The 16,126-nt window shown below is 69.3% G+C and carries 12 protein-coding genes; 9 read left to right on the plus strand and 3 right to left on the minus strand.

Annotation, left to right across the window (positions count from 1 at the left end; genetic code table 11):
- Positions 1–217 precede the first annotated feature (217 nt).
- The 9 genes from ngcE (at position 218) to ACZ6J5_RS16075 (ending at position 12,212) form a co-directional block, all read left to right on the plus strand.
- Complete coding sequence (gene ngcE, locus ACZ6J5_RS16035) at positions 218–1,657, plus strand: N-acetylglucosamine/diacetylchitobiose ABC transporter substrate-binding protein (protein WP_469391800.1); 1,440 nt, start codon at positions 218–220, stop codon at positions 1,655–1,657.
- Between the two features lie 40 nt (positions 1,658–1,697).
- Positions 1,698–2,627: a carbohydrate ABC transporter permease gene (locus tag ACZ6J5_RS16040; protein WP_362473309.1), complete on the plus strand. Its 930-nt coding sequence runs from the start codon at positions 1,698–1,700 to the stop codon at positions 2,625–2,627.
- Between the two features lie 15 nt (positions 2,628–2,642).
- The gene (locus ACZ6J5_RS16045; RefSeq protein ID WP_362473306.1) at positions 2,643–3,596 is read left to right on the plus strand and encodes a carbohydrate ABC transporter permease; all 954 of its coding nucleotides are present in this window, start codon (positions 2,643–2,645) and stop codon (positions 3,594–3,596) included.
- Between the two features lie 155 nt (positions 3,597–3,751).
- Positions 3,752–4,963 (plus strand): ROK family transcriptional regulator, encoded by a 1,212-nt coding sequence (locus ACZ6J5_RS16050; protein WP_469391803.1) that lies wholly within the window; start codon positions 3,752–3,754, stop codon positions 4,961–4,963.
- A gap of 122 nt (positions 4,964–5,085) precedes the next feature.
- Positions 5,086–6,186: a sugar ABC transporter substrate-binding protein gene (locus tag ACZ6J5_RS16055; RefSeq protein WP_469391805.1), complete on the plus strand. Its 1,101-nt coding sequence runs from the start codon at positions 5,086–5,088 to the stop codon at positions 6,184–6,186.
- A 149-nt stretch (positions 6,187–6,335) separates the two neighbouring features.
- Entirely contained in the window at positions 6,336–7,139 is an 804-nt protein-coding gene (locus tag ACZ6J5_RS16060) for an ATP-binding cassette domain-containing protein (protein WP_469391807.1), read from the plus strand.
- Positions 7,136–8,419 carry a sugar ABC transporter permease gene (locus ACZ6J5_RS16065; protein WP_469391809.1) on the plus strand — a complete coding sequence of 428 codons (1,284 nt, stop codon included), beginning with the start codon at positions 7,136–7,138 and terminating at the stop codon, positions 8,417–8,419. The genes ACZ6J5_RS16060 and ACZ6J5_RS16065 overlap by 4 nt, the downstream gene beginning before the upstream one ends.
- 220 nt (positions 8,420–8,639) lie before the next feature.
- Positions 8,640–10,559 carry a 1-deoxy-D-xylulose-5-phosphate synthase gene (gene dxs / locus ACZ6J5_RS16070; protein ID WP_469391811.1) on the plus strand — a complete coding sequence of 640 codons (1,920 nt, stop codon included), beginning with the start codon at positions 8,640–8,642 and terminating at the stop codon, positions 10,557–10,559.
- A 144-nt stretch (positions 10,560–10,703) separates the two neighbouring features.
- The gene (locus ACZ6J5_RS16075; protein WP_469391813.1) at positions 10,704–12,212 is read left to right on the plus strand and encodes an amino acid permease; all 1,509 of its coding nucleotides are present in this window, start codon (positions 10,704–10,706) and stop codon (positions 12,210–12,212) included.
- 55 nt (positions 12,213–12,267) lie between these two features.
- Here ACZ6J5_RS16075 and ACZ6J5_RS16080 read toward each other — a convergent pair whose 3' ends face one another.
- The 3 genes from ACZ6J5_RS16080 to ACZ6J5_RS16090 all read right to left on the minus strand — a co-directional run bounded on the left by ACZ6J5_RS16080 (position 12,268) and on the right by ACZ6J5_RS16090 (position 16,051).
- Positions 12,268–12,621, minus strand: a complete 354-nt coding sequence (locus tag ACZ6J5_RS16080) for a PIN domain-containing protein (protein ID WP_469391815.1) — start codon at positions 12,619–12,621, stop codon at positions 12,268–12,270.
- Positions 12,622–12,689: 68 nt separating this feature from the next.
- Positions 12,690–14,828: a 3-hydroxyacyl-CoA dehydrogenase NAD-binding domain-containing protein gene (locus ACZ6J5_RS16085; protein ID WP_469391817.1), complete on the minus strand. Its 2,139-nt coding sequence runs from the start codon at positions 14,826–14,828 to the stop codon at positions 12,690–12,692.
- Positions 14,825–16,051 (minus strand): thiolase family protein, encoded by a 1,227-nt coding sequence (locus ACZ6J5_RS16090; RefSeq protein WP_469391818.1) that lies wholly within the window; start codon positions 16,049–16,051, stop codon positions 14,825–14,827. Before ACZ6J5_RS16090 ends, ACZ6J5_RS16085 begins: the two co-directional genes overlap by 4 nt.
- Positions 16,052–16,126 lie beyond the last annotated feature (75 nt).

Consider the following 16,126-nt stretch of genomic DNA (forward strand, 5'->3'; position numbering starts at 1 on the left):
TTGTTTCGATCTTGCTCCGGCGGCGGGAAGTGGACTATACCTGTCGGCGTCCCGCCCGTTGTGACGCTGCGCACGACGGCCCGACCCATGTACCACCCAGCTGCACACGTACGACCCAGCTGCAATTGACCGCGGTGGCGGGGCCCTTCGCCTGAGGCGAATCTCTACGGGTGACCGGTACACCGCCAGAGTCCTGAATGAAGGCGAGGACTTGAGCATGGGATCCACCCCCGCCCAGAACCATGAGGGCCTCGGCCGTCGCGATCTGATCAAGCGTTCCGCCGCCCTCGGTCTGATCTCGGTGCCGACCATGAGCTTCCTGTCCGCGTGCGCCTCCGGTGGAGGCGGCGAGACGGGCAGCGACAAGCCCAAGGGCGAGAAGACGAAGGACAACCCCTTCGGCATGACCAAGGGCGGCAAGATCGACGTCGTCGTCTTCAAGGGCGGCTACGGCGACGACTACGCCAAGGCCTGGGAGGCCAGCTTCAACAAGAAGTGGGGCGTCACCGCGACCCACACCGGCACCCAGGAGATCACCGGCAAGCTCCAGCCCCGCTTCAACGCGGGCAACCCGCCGGACATCGTCGACGACTCCGGCGCCCAGAAGATCAAGATCGACGTGCTCGCGAAGAACGGGCAGCTGCTCGACCTCGCCGAGGTCCTCGACGCGCCGTCCGTCGACGACCCCGCCAAGAAGGTCCGGGACACGCTGATCCCCGGCACCATCGACGCCGGCCTCCAGGAGGGCAAGGTCGTCGCCCTCAACTACATCTACACGGTGTGGGGCCTCTGGTACTCCGGCAAGCTCTTCAAGGAGAACGGCTGGACCGAGCCGAAGACCTGGGACGAGTTCCTGGCGATCTGCAAGGCCGCCACCGCCAAGGGCATCGGCGGCCTCGCCCACCAGGGCAAGTTCCCGTACTACATCAACGTCGCCATCATGGACCTGATCGCCAAGAAGGGCGGTCTGGACGCCATGAAGGCGATCGACAACCTGGACCCGAAGGCGTTCGTCGGCTCCGCCGCGGCCAAGGAGGCCGTCGAGGCGGTCTACGAGCTGGTGGAGAAGGGCTACCTGATGGCCGGCACCAACGGCCTCACCCACACCGAGTCGCAGACCCGCTGGAACCAGTACAAGGCCGCCTTCATCACCTGTGGCTCCTGGCTGGAGAACGAGCAGCTCAAGCAGACGCCGGAGGACTTCGACATGAAGTTCATGCCGATGCCCCTGCTGCCCGGCAGCGCCATGCCGTACGAGGCCATCCGGGCCGGCTCCGGCGAGCCCTTCATCATCCCCTCCAAGGCCAAGAACCTCACCGAGGCCAAGGAGTTCATGCGGATGATGCTGTCGAAGGAGTGGTCGACGCTCTTCGCGAAGGAGGCCAACTCCCTCACGATCCTCGCCGACGGCGTGGACCCGAGCGTCAAGCTGCGCCCCGGCACCCAGTCGACGGTCGTGGCCTCCAAGGCGGCCGGCACCAACACCTTCCGCTACCTGTACACCGAGTGGTACAGCGAGATGGACACCGAGATCCAGAACGCCTCCAACGAGCTGATGGCCAAGCGCATCCAGCCCGCCGAATGGCTCAAGCGGGCCCAGGCCGCCGTCGACAAGGCCGCCAAGGACCCGGCGTCCAAGAAGAACCACCGCGACTGACCGCCTAGCAAAAACCGGGGACATCAGGGACAGGAACGCCATGCGCAAAGGGCAGTACCAGTTCGTCACGGGATTCCTCTTCATACCCGTGGCCCTTTATCTGGTCTTCGTCATCTGGCCGTACATCCAGACGATCGGCTACTCGCTGACCGACTGGAAGGGGCAGTCGCAGACCTTCTCCTTCGTCGGATTCGACAACTACGTCGCCCTGTTCCAGGACGACGTCTTCCTGGGAGCGGTCTGGCACAACATCCTGTTCCTGGTGTTCATCCCGGTGATCACCATCCTGCTGGCCCTCTTCTTCGCCTTCATGGTGAACGCGGGAGGGCGCAGCAAGGCCGGAGGCGTCGCCGGCGTCTCCGGGTCCAAGTTCTACAAGGTCGTCTACTTCTTCCCGCAGGTGCTCTCGCTGGCGATCCTCGCGGTGCTCTTCGGCGCCGTGTACCGCAGCGACACCGGCGGCATGCTGAACGGCCTGCTGCTCAAGCTCGGCCTGATCGAGGCCAACGATCCGATCGAGTGGCTCAACGAGCCCAACTTCGTCCTGTGGGCCCTCATGGCGGTCGTCGTCTGGCACGGCGTGGGCTTCTACCTGGTGCTCTTCTCCGCCGCCATGCAGTCCATCCCCCGGGACATCTACGAGGCCGCGCTGATCGACGGCGCCGGCCGCGCCCAGTCCTTCTTCCGTATCACCCTGCCGCTGCTGTGGGACTCGGTGCAGACCGCCTGGGTCTACCTCGGCATCGTCGCCATGGACATGTTCGTCCTGGTCTCCACGATGACCTCGGGCGACTACGGCGGCGGCCCCGACCACCACAGCGAGACCATGTCGACGGTCATGATGCGCAACTTCCTCTACTTCGGTAAGAGCGGTTACGCCTGTGCCATGGGCGTGGTCATGCTGCTCCTCACCCTGATCGTGTCCGTGGTCACGCTGCGCGCCACCCGCCGCGAGCGCCTTGAGTTCTGAGCGGGAGAACCGACGATGACTGCACCCATCCAGAAGTCCGACGCGAGCCCGGCCACCGAGCCGGACGGGGCCCCGGTGCCCCGGCAGCGCGCGGCCGGCCAGGGCCGTACCCCGGCCCCCGGCCCCGCCCGCGAGGGCGTCGTCCTCAACGTCTTCTCGCACGGCTTCCTCGCCGTGTGGGCCCTGCTGATCGTGCTGCCGCTGCTGTGGCTGGTGCTCAGCTCCTTCAAGACCGACTCCCAGATCGCCGGCTCGGCCTTCGGCTGGCCGTCCAACTGGTCGCTGGACGTCTTCGGCCGCGCCTGGAGCAAGGGCATCGGCGACTACTTCGTGAACACCGTGATCGTCCTGGTGTTCTCGGTGCCGCTGACCATGCTCTTCGGCTCCATGGCGGCGTATGTGCTGGCCCGCTACCAGTTCTGGGGCAACCGGGTCATCTACTACTTCTTCGTCGCCGGCGCGATGTTCCCGGTCTTCCTGGCCCTGGTCCCGCTCTTCTTCATGGTGAAGATGCTCGGGATGCTCAACACCTACCAGGGCCTGATCCTGGTGTACGTCGCCTACTCGATGCCCTTCACCGTCTTCTTCATGCACGCGTTCTTCCGGACGCTGCCGACGGCGGTCTTCGAGGCGGCGATCCTGGACGGCGCCTCGCACACCCGGGCGTTCTTCCAGGTCATGCTGCCGATGGCCAAGCCGGGCCTGCTCAGCGTGGGCATCTTCAACACGCTGGGGCAGTGGAACCAGTTCGTCCTGCCCACCGTGCTCATGCAGCCGCAGAGCGGCGACGACCCGGAGCGGTACGTGCTCACCCAGGGCCTGATCCAGCTCCAGCAGCAGCAGGGCTACGAGACGGACCTGCCGGTGCTCTTCGCCGGTGTCACCATCGCCATGATCCCGATGCTGGTCGTCTACCTGTCCTTCCAGCGGCAGGTCCAGGCGGGTCTCACTTCGGCCACGCTCAAGTAACGACATCCGCGCCACGAGGTCCGGTCCCGGGGATTCCGCCCGGGACCGGACTTTTTGCGTCCGCTTTCGGCTACCGTCGAGGACTTGACGACGACAAGCCCTACGAAGGAGCTTGGAGTTCATAACTTGTACACGTCGTAGGGTGGAGAGAGTCAATGGAGACTCCGGGGTCGCAGTCGTCGCTGCACCGGGCCAATCTGGAGCGGGTCGTCCGGGCGGTCCGGATGGCCGGTTCGCTCACCCAGGCGGAGATCGCCCGCGCGACGGGCCTGTCCGCCGCCACGGTCTCCAACATCGTGCGGGAGCTGAAGGACGGCGGGACCGTCGAGGTCACCCCCACCTCCGCGGGCGGGCGCCGGGCCCGCAGCGTCTCGCTCAGCGGCGACGCGGGCATCGTCATCGGCGTCGACTTCGGCCACACCCACCTGCGGGTCGCGGTGGGCAACCTGGCCCACCAGGTGCTCGCCGAGGAGGCCGAGCCGCTGGACGTGGACGCCTCCGCCGCCGAGGGCTTCGACCGGGCCGAGCAGCTGGTCACCCGGCTGATCGGGGCCACCGGGATCGGCCGGGACAAGGTCGTCGGCGTGGGCCTCGGCGTGCCCGGCCCGATCGACGTCTCCTCGGGCACCCTGGGCTCCACCTCGATCCTGCCGGGCTGGAGCGGGATCAACCCCGCCGAGGAGCTCTCCGCCCGGCTCGGCGTCCCGGTGCACGTCGACAACGACGCCAACCTCGGCGCCCTGGGCGAGCTCGTCTGGGGCAGCGGCCGGGGCGTGAAGGACCTCGCGTACATCAAGGTGGCCAGCGGCGTCGGCGCCGGTCTGGTGATCGACGGGCGGGTCTACCGGGGCCCGGGGGGCACGGCCGGCGAGATCGGCCACATCACCCTCGACGAGTCGGGGCCGGTGTGCCGCTGCGGCAACCGGGGCTGCCTGGAGACCTTCACCGCCGCCCGGTACGTGCTGCCGCTGCTCCAGTCGAGCCACGGTGCCGACCTGACCATGGAGCGGGTGGTCCAGCTGGCCCGCGAGGGCGACCCCGGCTGCCGCCGGGTGATCGCCGACGTCGGCCGGCACATCGGCAGCGGCATCGCCAACCTCTGCAACCTCCTGAACCCGAGCCGGGTGATCCTCGGCGGCGACCTCGCGGAGGCCGGTGAGCTGGTCCTGACGCCCATCAGGGACTCCGTGTCGCGGTACGCGATCCCCAGCGCCGCCCGGCAGCTCTCGCTGGCCCAGGGGGCGCTGGGCGGCCGGGCCGAAGTCCTCGGCGCGCTCGCCCTCGTTCTCAGCGAAATGGGCGATTCGACGCTTTTGGAGGGTGGCGTGGGGAGCTCCCTCAACGGGGCCACTCTTGCGTTCACTTAGATAACGGATGGCACCGTTGTCATCTCGTTAAGGATTTACTCCTTGACGGCGACCCTGCGGCCGAGTTGACTTCCAGCCACCTCGGCCGCAACGTCGCGGCCTCGTCAGGGAGGCAACCCCACATGAACGCAATGACGCGCCGCGTCGTCATAGGCACGGCCGCGGTTTCCATGGCCCTCTCCCTCGCCGCCTGCGGCAAGGCGGGCGACAGCGGTTCGGGCGACGCGAACGGCGGCGACAGCAAGACGATCGGCCTGCTCCTGCCGGAGAACAAGACCACCCGCTACGAGACCTTCGACCGCCCGATCATCGAGGCGAAGATCAAGTCCCTGTGCTCGGACTGCGAGGTCAAGTACAACAACGCCGCGCAGGACACCGAGACGCAGAAGAAGCAGTTCGACGCGCTCGTCACGCAGGGCGTGAAGGTCATCATCCTGGACTCGGTCGACTACAAGGCCACCAAGTCCTGGGTCCAGCAGGCCGAGAAGAAGGGCGTCAAGGTGGTCGCGTACGACCGCCTGGCCGAGGGCCCGATCTCCGCCTACGTCTCGTACGACAACGAGAAGATCGGCCGCCTCCAGGGCGAGGCCCTGGTGAAGGCGCTCGGCGACAAGGCGAAGGACGCCAACGTTGTCATGATCAACGGCTCGCCGACCGACCCCAACGCCCCGCTGTTCAAGAAGGGCGCCCACAGCGTCCTCGACACCGGCGTCAAGAAGGTCGTCTACGAGCAGGACATCCCGGACTGGTCCCCGGACGAGGCCAACAAGAAGATGGGCGCCGCCATCGACTCCCTGGGCAAGGCGGGCTTCCAGGGCGTCTACTCCGCCAACGACGGCATGGCCGGCGGCATCATCACCGCCCTCAGCAAGCAGGGCGTCAAGGTCCCGGTCGGCGGCCAGGACGCCGAACTCGCGGGTCTGCAGCGGATCCTGAAGGGCGATCAGGCCTTCACCATCTACAAGCAGATCAAGCCCGAGGCCGAGACCACCGCCGAGATCGCGGTCAAGCTCCTCAAGGGCGAGAAGATCGACGACCTCGTCCCCGTCAAGGTCACCAGCCTCACCGGCGAGTTCAAGGACATCCCGGCCAAGCTGTACGACGCGCAGGTCGTGACCAAGGAGAACATCGCCTCCACGATCATCGCGGACAACGTCTACAAGGCCGCCGACATCTGCACCGCCGAGTACAAGGCGGCCTGCGAGGCCGCGGGCATCAAGTAGCCCGCCCCGCCCCCCACGGAAGACCATCCGGCGCCCCCGCCCCACATCCACGCCCCGCAAGCGGGGGCGGGGCGCCGGACCCCCTCGCTGCTCGCGGTGTCCCGCCGCGCTCCTCGCATTACATCCCCGCCGGTCAGGCGGCGAAGGAGATGATTCACGTGTCCGCTACGCCCGTGCTGGCGTTGCGCGGGGTCTCCAAGCGGTTCGGCGCCGTCCAGGTGCTCACCGATGTCGATCTGGAGATCCATGCCGGAGAGGTCGTCGCCCTGGTGGGCGACAACGGCGCCGGCAAGTCGACCCTCGTCAAGACGATCTCGGGTGTCCACCCGATCGACGAGGGCACCATCGAATGGGACGGCCGCCCCGTCCAGATCACCAAGCCCCACGACTCCCAGAACCTCGGGGTCGCCACCGTCTACCAGGACCTGGCGCTCTGCGACAACCTCGACGTCGTCGCCAACCTCTTCCTCGGCAGCGAGCTCAGCTCCGCCAAGGTGCTCGACGAGATCGCCATGGAGAAGCGCGCCCGGGAGCTGCTGGACACCCTGTCCATCCGCATCCCCTCGGTCCGCATCCCCGTCGCCGCCCTCTCCGGCGGTCAGCGGCAGGTCGTGGCCATCGCCCGCGCCCTGATCGGCGACCCGAAGATCGTCATCCTCGACGAGCCCACCGCCGCCCTCGGCGTCGAGCAGACGGCCCAGGTCCTCGACCTGGTGGAGCGGCTGCGCGAGCGCGGCCACGGCGTCATCCTCATCAGCCACAACATGGCCGACGTCCGCGCCGTCGCCGACAAGGTCGCCGTGCTCCGCCTCGGCCGCAACAACGGGGTCTTCGACGTCGAGGACACCACCCACGAGACGATCATCGCCGCCATCACCGGCGCCACGGACAACGCCGTGACCCGCAGGCAGGCGCGCAAGGCCGACCAGCCCGCGAAGGAGGACTCCCAGTGAGCGACCTCGCCAAGACGCCCGCAGCCCCCGCCGAGGGCCCCGCCGCGCCCGTACCGGCCGTGGACCCCCGCCTCCTCATCCGCGAGGAGGGTGTCAAGGGGTACTGGACGGAGTTCACCCGCAAGATACGCGGCGGCGAGCTCGGTTCGCTCCCCGTGATCCTGGGCCTGATCGTCATCGCGGTCGTCTTCCAGATCCAGAACGCCAACTTCCTCTCCGCGAGCTCCGTCGCCAACGTCGCGGTGTACGCCTCCGGCCTCGGCATCATGGCCGTCGGCATCGTCTTCGTCCTCGTCCTCGGCGAGATCGACCTGTCGATGGGCTCCGTCGCCGGCGTCGGCGCCGCGGTCTGGGCGGGGCTCCAGGTCGGCAACGGCATGAACCAGTGGCTGTCCATCGTGCTCGCGGTGCTCACGGGCACCGTGATCGGCGCGCTGCACGGCTTCTTCTTCGCCAAGATCGGCGTCCCCGCGTTCGTCGTCACCCTGGCGGGCTTCCTCGGCTGGATGGGCCTCCAGGAGTGGCTCATGGGCGGCGAGGGCTCCATCAACACGCCGTCCGGCAGCGTGGTGGAGAACCTCACCAACTACTTCTTCGCCGACAAGATCGCCGCCTACGGCCTGGCGCTCGTCGCCGTCGCCGCGTACCTGTTCTCCCTGCTGCGCGACAGCGGCCGCCGCAAGGCCGCCCAGCTCCCGGCCCGCCCGGTCGCCGAGATCGTGCTGCGCACCGCCGTCGTCGCCGTCCTGGTCTTCGTCGTCGCGTACGTGATGAACGAGCCCGCCGGCGCCCGAGGCCTCCCGCTGGCCCTGGTGCTCTTCGTGGCCGTCCTGGTGATCGCGGACTTCGTGGCCCGCCGCACCCTCTTCGGCCGCAAGGTCTTCGCGGTCGGCGGCAACGCCGAGGCGGCCCGGCGCGCCGGCATCAACGTGGACCGGGTCCGGATCGCCGTCTTCGCGATCTCCGGCACCCTCGCCGCCTTCGGCGGACTGTTCATCGCGAGCCTCTCCGGCGGCGCGACCAAGAGCCTCGGCGGCGGCAACACGCTGATGCTGGTCATCGCCGCGGCCGTGATCGGCGGCACCAGCCTCTTCGGCGGCCGGGGCAAGGTCTGGTCCGCCCTCCTCGGCATGATCGTCATCCAGTCGATCCAGCAGGGCCTGAACATGATCGGCATGTCCAACGCCATCCAGAACATGATCACCGGCGCGGTGCTGCTCGCCGCCGTCGTGATCGACTCGGTCTCCCGCCGCACGCAGAAGACCGCGGGGCGCGCCTAGGGCGTGTCCGGGCGGGCGTAACGCTCGCCACACTCCGCCCGGCGCCGAGAACCGGCGCCGGGCGCTGCCGCGTCCGGACCAGTGCACGGCCGCACGGATCAGCGGCGTGTCGGCCATTCGAGTGACCCTCGGTACCCCGGCCCGATGCCCGCGATCCAAGACGGAACATTAGACTCGACAAATCGGCAAGCTCGACCAGCTCAAACGCAAGGAGGCACGGGTGGCTCTGCTGACCCGTATCAGGGGACCGCGAGATCTGGACCGGCTCTCCTCGGAACAGCTGGACCAGCTGGCCGGAGAGATCAGGTCGTTCCTCGTGGACGCCGTCTCCAAGACCGGCGGGCACCTCGGCCCCAACCTCGGCGTGGTCGAGCTGACCATCGCCCTGCACCGCGTCTTCGACTCGCCCAAGGACAAGGTGCTCTTCGACACCGGGCACCAGAGCTACGTCCACAAGCTGCTCACGGGCCGCCAGGACTTCTCCAAGCTCAAGATGAAGGGCGGCCTGTCCGGCTACCCCTCGCAGGCGGAGTCCGAGCACGACGTCATCGAGAACTCGCACGCCTCCACCGTCCTCGGCTGGGCCGACGGACTGGCCAAGGCCAACGAGATCCGCCGCAAGGACGACCACGTCGTCGCGGTCATCGGCGACGGCGCCCTCACCGGCGGCATGGCCTGGGAGGCGCTGAACAACATCGCCGCCGCCAAGGACCGCCCGCTGGTCATCGTGGTGAACGACAACGAGCGTTCCTACGCCCCGACCATCGGCGGCCTCGCCAACCACCTGGCGACCCTGCGCACCACCGACGGCTACGAGCGCTTCCTCGCCCGTGGCAAGGACATCCTGGAGCGCACCCCGGTCGTCGGGAAGCCGCTCTACGAGACCCTGCACGGCGCCAAGAAGGGCCTCAAGGACTTCATCGCCCCGCAGGGCATGTTCGAGGACCTCGGCCTGAAGTACGTCGGCCCCATCGACGGGCACGACATCGAGGCCCTGGAGTCCGCGCTGACCCGCGCCAAGCGCTTCGGCGGCCCGGTGATCGTGCACTGCCTCACCGAGAAGGGCCGTGGCTACCAGCCGGCCCTCCAGGACGAGGCGGACCGCTTCCACGCCGTCGGCAAGATCCACCCCGACACGGGTCTGCCGATCGCTTCCTCCGGCGCCGACTGGACCAGCGTCTTCGGCCAGGAGATGGTCGAGCTCGGCAAGGAGCGCGCGGACATCGTCGCGATCACCGCGGCCATGCTCCAGCCGGTCGGCCTCGACAAGTTCGCCAAGGCCTTCCCCGACCGCGTGTTCGACGTCGGCATCGCCGAGCAGCACGGCGCGGTCTCCGCGGCGGGCCTCGCCACCGGCGGCCTCCACCCGGTCTTCGCCGTCTACGCGACCTTCCTCAACCGCGCCTTCGACCAGGTCCTGATGGACGTGGCCCTGCACAAGTGCGGCGTCACCTTCGTCCTGGACCGGGCCGGTGTCACCGGCACCGACGGCGCCTCCCACAACGGCATGTGGGACATGTCGATCCTCCAGGTCGTGCCCGGTCTGCGGCTCGCCGCGCCGCGCGACGCCGAGCAGGTCCGCGCCCAGCTGCGCGAGGCCGTCGAGGTCACCGACGCCCCCACCGTGGTCCGCTTCTCCAAGGGCGCGGTCGGCCCGGCCGTCCCGGCGCTGCGCCGGATCGGCGGCATGGACGTGCTCCGCGAGCCGGGCACCGACAAGCCGGACGTGCTCCTCGTCTCGGTCGGCGCCCTGGCGCCGATGTGCCTGGAGATCGCCGACCTGCTCGACAAGCAGGGCATCTCCACCACCGTGGTCGACCCGCGCTGGGTCAAGCCCGTCGACGAGGCCCTGCCCCCGCTCGCCGAGCAGCACCGCGTGGTCGTCACCGTCGAGGACAACAGCCGCGTCGGCGGCGTCGGCTCGGCGGTCGCCCAGGCGCTGCGCGACGCTGGCGTCGACGTCCCGCTGCGCGACTTCGGCATCCCGCCGGTCTTCCTCGACCACGCCTCCCGGGGCGAGGTCATGGCGGAGATCGGGCTCACCGCCCCGGACATCGCGCGCCAGGTCACCGGCCTGGTCTCGCGGATGGACGGCAGGTTCGAGGCGAGCGCCAAGGCCGTGGCGCCCGTCCGGGACTGATCCGGCGGGGGCCGGCGGCGGACCGCCGGCCGGCTCGCTGAGCGTCACCTTTGGGCCGGTCGGTTCACTCTTCGGAGTGCCGACCGGCCCTTACGCGTGCATTCCGGCCCGGGGGCGGGCAGCCCACCCGGCAGGAGGTGCGACATGAGTACGGACCAGCGACCACCCGCGAGCGCAGGGGTGTTCCGCACCAAGTCGGTCGAGCAGTCGATCCGCGACACCGAGGAGCCGGAGCACGCCCTCAGGAAGTCCCTGTCCGCCTGGGACCTCACGGTCTTCGGCGTCGGCGTCATCATCGGCACCGGCATCTTCGTCCTCACCGGCAAGGTCGCCAAGGAGAACGCGGGCCCGGCCACCGCGCTCGCCTTCGTCGTCGCCGGCATCGTCTGCGCGCTCGCCGCCCTGTGCTACGCGGAGTTCGCCTCCACGGTGCCGGTGGCGGGATCCGCGTACACCTTCGCGTACGCCTCCATCGGCGAGCTGCCGGCCTGGATCATCGGCTGGGACCTGGTCCTGGAGTTCGCGCTCGGCACCGCCGTCGTCGCCGTCGGCTGGTCCGGCTACGTGCGCTCGCTGATGGACAACATCGGCTGGCACCTGCCGGCCGCCCTCGAAGGCCCGGACGTGGCCGGCGGCACCTTCGACATCCTCGCGTTCCTGCTGGTACTGGTGCTGACCGCGGTCCTCGTGCTCGGCATGAAGCTCTCGGCGCGGATCACCGCCGTGGTCGTCTCCATCAAGGTCATGGTCGTCATGATCGTGATCGTCGCGGGCCTGTTCTTCATCGTCGGCGACAACTACAAGCCGTTCATCCCGCCCGCGGTCACCCCGCCCGGCGGCGGCTCCGACTGGACCGAGCCGCTGGTCCAGCTGATGTTCGGCTACGCGCCGACCAACTTCGGCGTGATGGGCATCTTCACCGCCGCCTCCGTCGTCTTCTTCGCCTTCATCGGCTTCGACGTGGTCGCCACCGCCGCCGAGGAGACCAAGCTGCCGCAGCGGGACATGCCCCGAGGCATCCTCGGCTCGCTGCTCATCTGCACGGTCCTGTACGTGGCCGTCGCCCTCGTCGTCACCGGGATGCAGAAGTACACCGAGCTCTCCGTCAGCGCCCCGCTCGCCGACGCCTTCAAGGCCGTCGGCCACCCCTTCTACGCCGGTGTGATCAGCTTCGGCGCCGCCATCGGCCTCACCACCGTCTGCCTGATCCTGCTGCTCGGCCAGACCCGGGTGTTCTTCGCGATGAGCCGGGACGGGCTGCTGCCCCGCTTCTTCTCCATCACCCACCCGCGCTTCAGGACCCCGTACCGGCCGACCATCCTGCTCGGCGCGGTCATCGCCGTCGTCGCCGGCTTCACCAGCATCAACGAGCTGGCGACCCTGGTGAACATCGGCACCCTGTTCGCCTTCGTCGTGGTCGCCGTCGGTGTGATCGTGCTGCGCCGCACCCGCCCCGACCTGCCCCGCGCCTTCCGCACCCCGTGGGTCCCGGTACTGCCGGTCATCTCGATCGCCGCCTCGGTCTGGCTGATGCTCAACCTGCCCGCCGAGACCTGGTTCCGCTTCGCCGTCTGGATGCTGATCGGCTTCGTCGTCTACTACCTGTACGGCCGCACCCACAGCCGCCTGGCCCCGGAACGGGCGAACGGCTAGGGCCGGTCGTCGAAGTCCCGTCGTCGCGAGGCGGACGGGAGTGTGACGACACCCCCTAGGGCAGGCTCCGCGGGCCGGCGCAGTGCCCGCCGGCCTCCGCCACCCGCCGCCGCAGCTCCCGGTCGGCCGTGACCACCAGACACGGCTGGCCGGCCGCGTTCCGGACCAGCTCCACGATGTGGTCGTCACCGCTGCCGGGCGCGTCCTCGACCCGTACCCCGGGCACGGAGGCCACGCCCCGGGCCCGGCCCTCCACCACGAGCACGATCTCGTACGGGCCGCCCTCCGGAGGCCCGCCGCGCGCGGCGAGCCGGTCCCGCAGCCGCTCGGCGGCCCCGAACCGGTCCTTCCACCACCCATCGGGTACGGACCCCACGACATTCGCCCCGTCGACGATCAGCAGCTCCATGGCACCCAGCATGACGGCCCCGGCACCGCCGAAGCGGAACCGGGGCCGTCAGGGGCCGTACGGCGGGGTTACGCGGGGACGCTCGCCACGCCCTGCGCGAGGAATCGCTTGCCGTTGACGCGCTCGGAGACGCCCTCACGGTCCAGGTACGGCGTGATGCCGCCCAGGTGGAAGGGCCAGCCCGCGCCCGTGATCAGGCAGAGGTCGATGTCCTGCGCCTCGGCGACGACACCCTCCTCCAGCATCAGGCCGATCTCCTGCGCGACCGCGTCCAGGACGCGGGCGCGGACCTGCTCCTCGGTCAGGACGACGTCGCCCTGCTTGAGGAGGGCGGCGACCTCGGGGTCGAGCTCCGGCTTGAAGCCGTTCTCCGGCTTGTAGACGTAGAAGCCGCGCTTGCCGGCCTCGACGACCGCCTTCAGGTTGGGGGAGACGGTGAAGCGCTCCGGGAAGGCGCGGTTCAGGGTCTCGGAGACGTGCAGACCGATCGCCGGGCCGACCAGCTCCAGGAGCACCAGCGGCGACATCGGCAGGCCGAGCGGCTCGACGCCCTTCTCGGCGACGGCGACGGGGGTGCCCTCGTCGATGACGTTCTGGATCTCGCCCATGAAGCGGGTCAGGATGCGGTTCACGACGAACGCCGGGGCGTCCTTCGTGAGCACGGCCGTCTTCTTCAGCTTCCTGGCGACGCCGAAGGCGGTGGCCAGCGAGGCGTCGTCGGTCCGCTCGCCGCGCACGATCTCCAGGAGCGGGAGGATCGCGACCGGGTTGAAGAAGTGGAAGCCGACCACGCGCTCGGGGTGCTGGAGCTTCGAGGCCATCTCGGAGACCGACAGCGAGGAGGTGTTGGTGGCGAGGATCGCGTGCGCCGGGGCGACCGCCTCGACCTCCGCGAACACCTTCTGCTTGACGGACATCTCCTCGAACACGGCCTCGATGATGAAGTCCGCGTCCGCGAAGCCCTCGGCCTTGTCGAGCACGCCGGAGACCAGGCCCTTGAGGCGGTTGGCCTTGTCCTGGTTGATGCGGCCCTTGCCGAGCAGCTTCTCGATCTCGCCGTGGACGTAGCCGACGCCCTTGTCGACGCGCTCCTGGTCGATGTCGGTCAGGACGACCGGCACCTCCAGGCGGCGCAGGAAGAGCAGGGCGAGCTGGGAGGCCATCAGGCCGGCGCCGACGACGCCGACCTTGGTGACCGGGCGGGCCAGCGACTTGTCCGGCGCGCCGGCGGGGCGCTTGGCGCGCTTCTGCACCAGGTTGAAGGCGTAGATGCCGGAGCGGAGCTCGCCGCCCATGATCAGGTCCGCGAGGGCCTGGTCCTCGGCGTCGTAGCCCTTCTGCAGGTCGCCGTCCTTGGCTGCCTCGATGATGTCGAGGGCGCGGTAGGCGGCAGGGGCGGCGCCGTGCACCTTGGAGTCGGCGATGGCACGGCCCTTGGCGACGGCCTGGTCCCAGCCCTCGCCGCGGTCGATCTCCAGGCGCTCGACGGTGACGGAGCCGTTGAGGACGCCGGCCGTCCAGATGAGGGACTGCTCCAGGAAGTCGGCGCCCTCGAAGAGCGCGTCGGCGATGCCGAGCTCGAAGACCTGCGCGCCCTTGAGCTGGCGGTTCTGGTTGAGGCTGTTCTCGATGATGACCGAGACGGCCTTCTCCGCGCCGATCAGGTTCGGCAGGATCGTGCAGCCGCCCCAGCCGGGCACCAGACCGAGGAAGACCTCGGGCAGAGAGAAGGCCGGCAGGGCCTTCGACACGGTGCGGTAGGTGCAGTGCAGACCGACCTCGACGCCGCCGCCCATGGCCGCGCCGTTGTAGTACGCGAAGGTCGGCACGGCGAGGCCCGCGAGGCGCTTGAAGACGTCGTGGCCGCCCTTGCCGATGGCGAGCGCGTCCTCGTGCCGCTTGAGCAGCTCGACGCCCTTGAGGTCGGCGCCGACGGCGAAGATGAACGGCTTGCCGGTGACGCCGACGCCGACGATCTCACCGTTCGCGGCCTCGGCCTCGACCTGGTCGATCGCGGTGTTCAGGTTCGCCAGCGACTGCGGGCCGAAGGTGGTCGGCTTGGTGTGGTCGAAGCCGTTGTCCAGCGTGATCAGCGCGAACCGGCCCGCGCCCGCGGGGAGTTCGAAGTGACGTACGTGGGCCGAGGTGACGACCTCGTCCGGGAAGAGCTCGGCGGCGCCCTTCAGAAGCTCTGCGGTGGTGCTCACTTGCTGCCTCCGGCGTCCTTGTGGTTCGGGTTCTCCCAGATGACCGTGGCGCCCATGCCGAAGCCGACGCACATGGTGGTGAGGCCGTAGCGGACCTCCGGCTGCTCCTCGAACTGGCGGGCCAGCTGCGTCATCAGACGGACGCCGGAGGAGGCGAGCGGGTGGCCGTACGCGATGGCGCCGCCGTACTGGTTGACGCGGGCGTCGTCGTCGGCGATGCCGTAGTGCTCCAGGAAGGCGAGGACCTGGACGGCGAAGGCCTCGTTGATCTCGAAGAGCTGGATGTCGTCGATCGACAGACCGGCCTTGGCCAGCGCCTTCTCGGTCGCCGGGATCGGGCCGTAGCCCATGACCTCGGGCTCCACGCCGGCGAAGGCGTAGGAGACGAGGCGCATCTTGACCGGGAGGCCGTTCTCGCGGGCGAAGTCCTCGGAGGCGATGATCGAGGCGGTGGCGCCGTCGTTCAGGCCGGCCGCGTTGCCCGCGGTGACGTTGCCGTGGACGCGGAACGGCGTCTTCAGGCCCGCCAGCGACTCCAGGGTGGTGCCCGGGCGCATCGGCTCGTCGGCGGTGACCAGGCCCCAGCCGGTCTCACCGGCCTCCGGCGAGGTGCGGCGCACCGAGACCGGCACCAGGTCCTGCTGGATCTTGCCGTCGGCGTACGCCTTGGCGGCCTTCTCCTGCGAGCGCACGGCGTACTCGTCGGCGCGCCGCTTGGTGATGGAGGGGTAGCGGTCGTGCAGGTTCTCGGCGGTCATGCCCATGAACAGGGCGGACTCGTCGACCAGCTTCTCGCTGACGAAGCGCGGGTTCGGGTCCACGCCCTCGCCCATGGGGTGACGGCCCATGTGCTCGACGCCACCGGCGATGACGGCGTCGTAGGCGCCGAAGGCGATCGAACCGGCCACCGAGGTGACGGCGGTCAGCGCACCGGCGCACATGCGGTCGATGGAGTAGCCGGGCACGGACTGCGGCAGCCCCGCGAGGATGCCCGCGGTCCGGCCGAGGGTCAGGCCCTGGTCGCCGATCTGCGTGGTCGCGGCGATGGCGACCTCGTCGATCTTGGCGGGGTCGAGACCGGGGTTGCGGCGCAGCAGCTCCCGGATGGCCTTGACGACGAGGTCGTCGGCGCGGGTCTCGTGGTAGATGCCCTTCGGGCCCGCCTTGCCGAACGGGGTACGGACGCCGTCGACGAAGACGACGTCCCTGACGGTACGAGGCACGATGGCTCTCCTCCAGGGTGCGGGATGGCACTGCTGCGGGCGCACTGCCCGGCACGCGCCTAAGCGCGCGCTTGC

The organism is Streptomyces sp. NPDC042100, assembly GCF_055582325.1.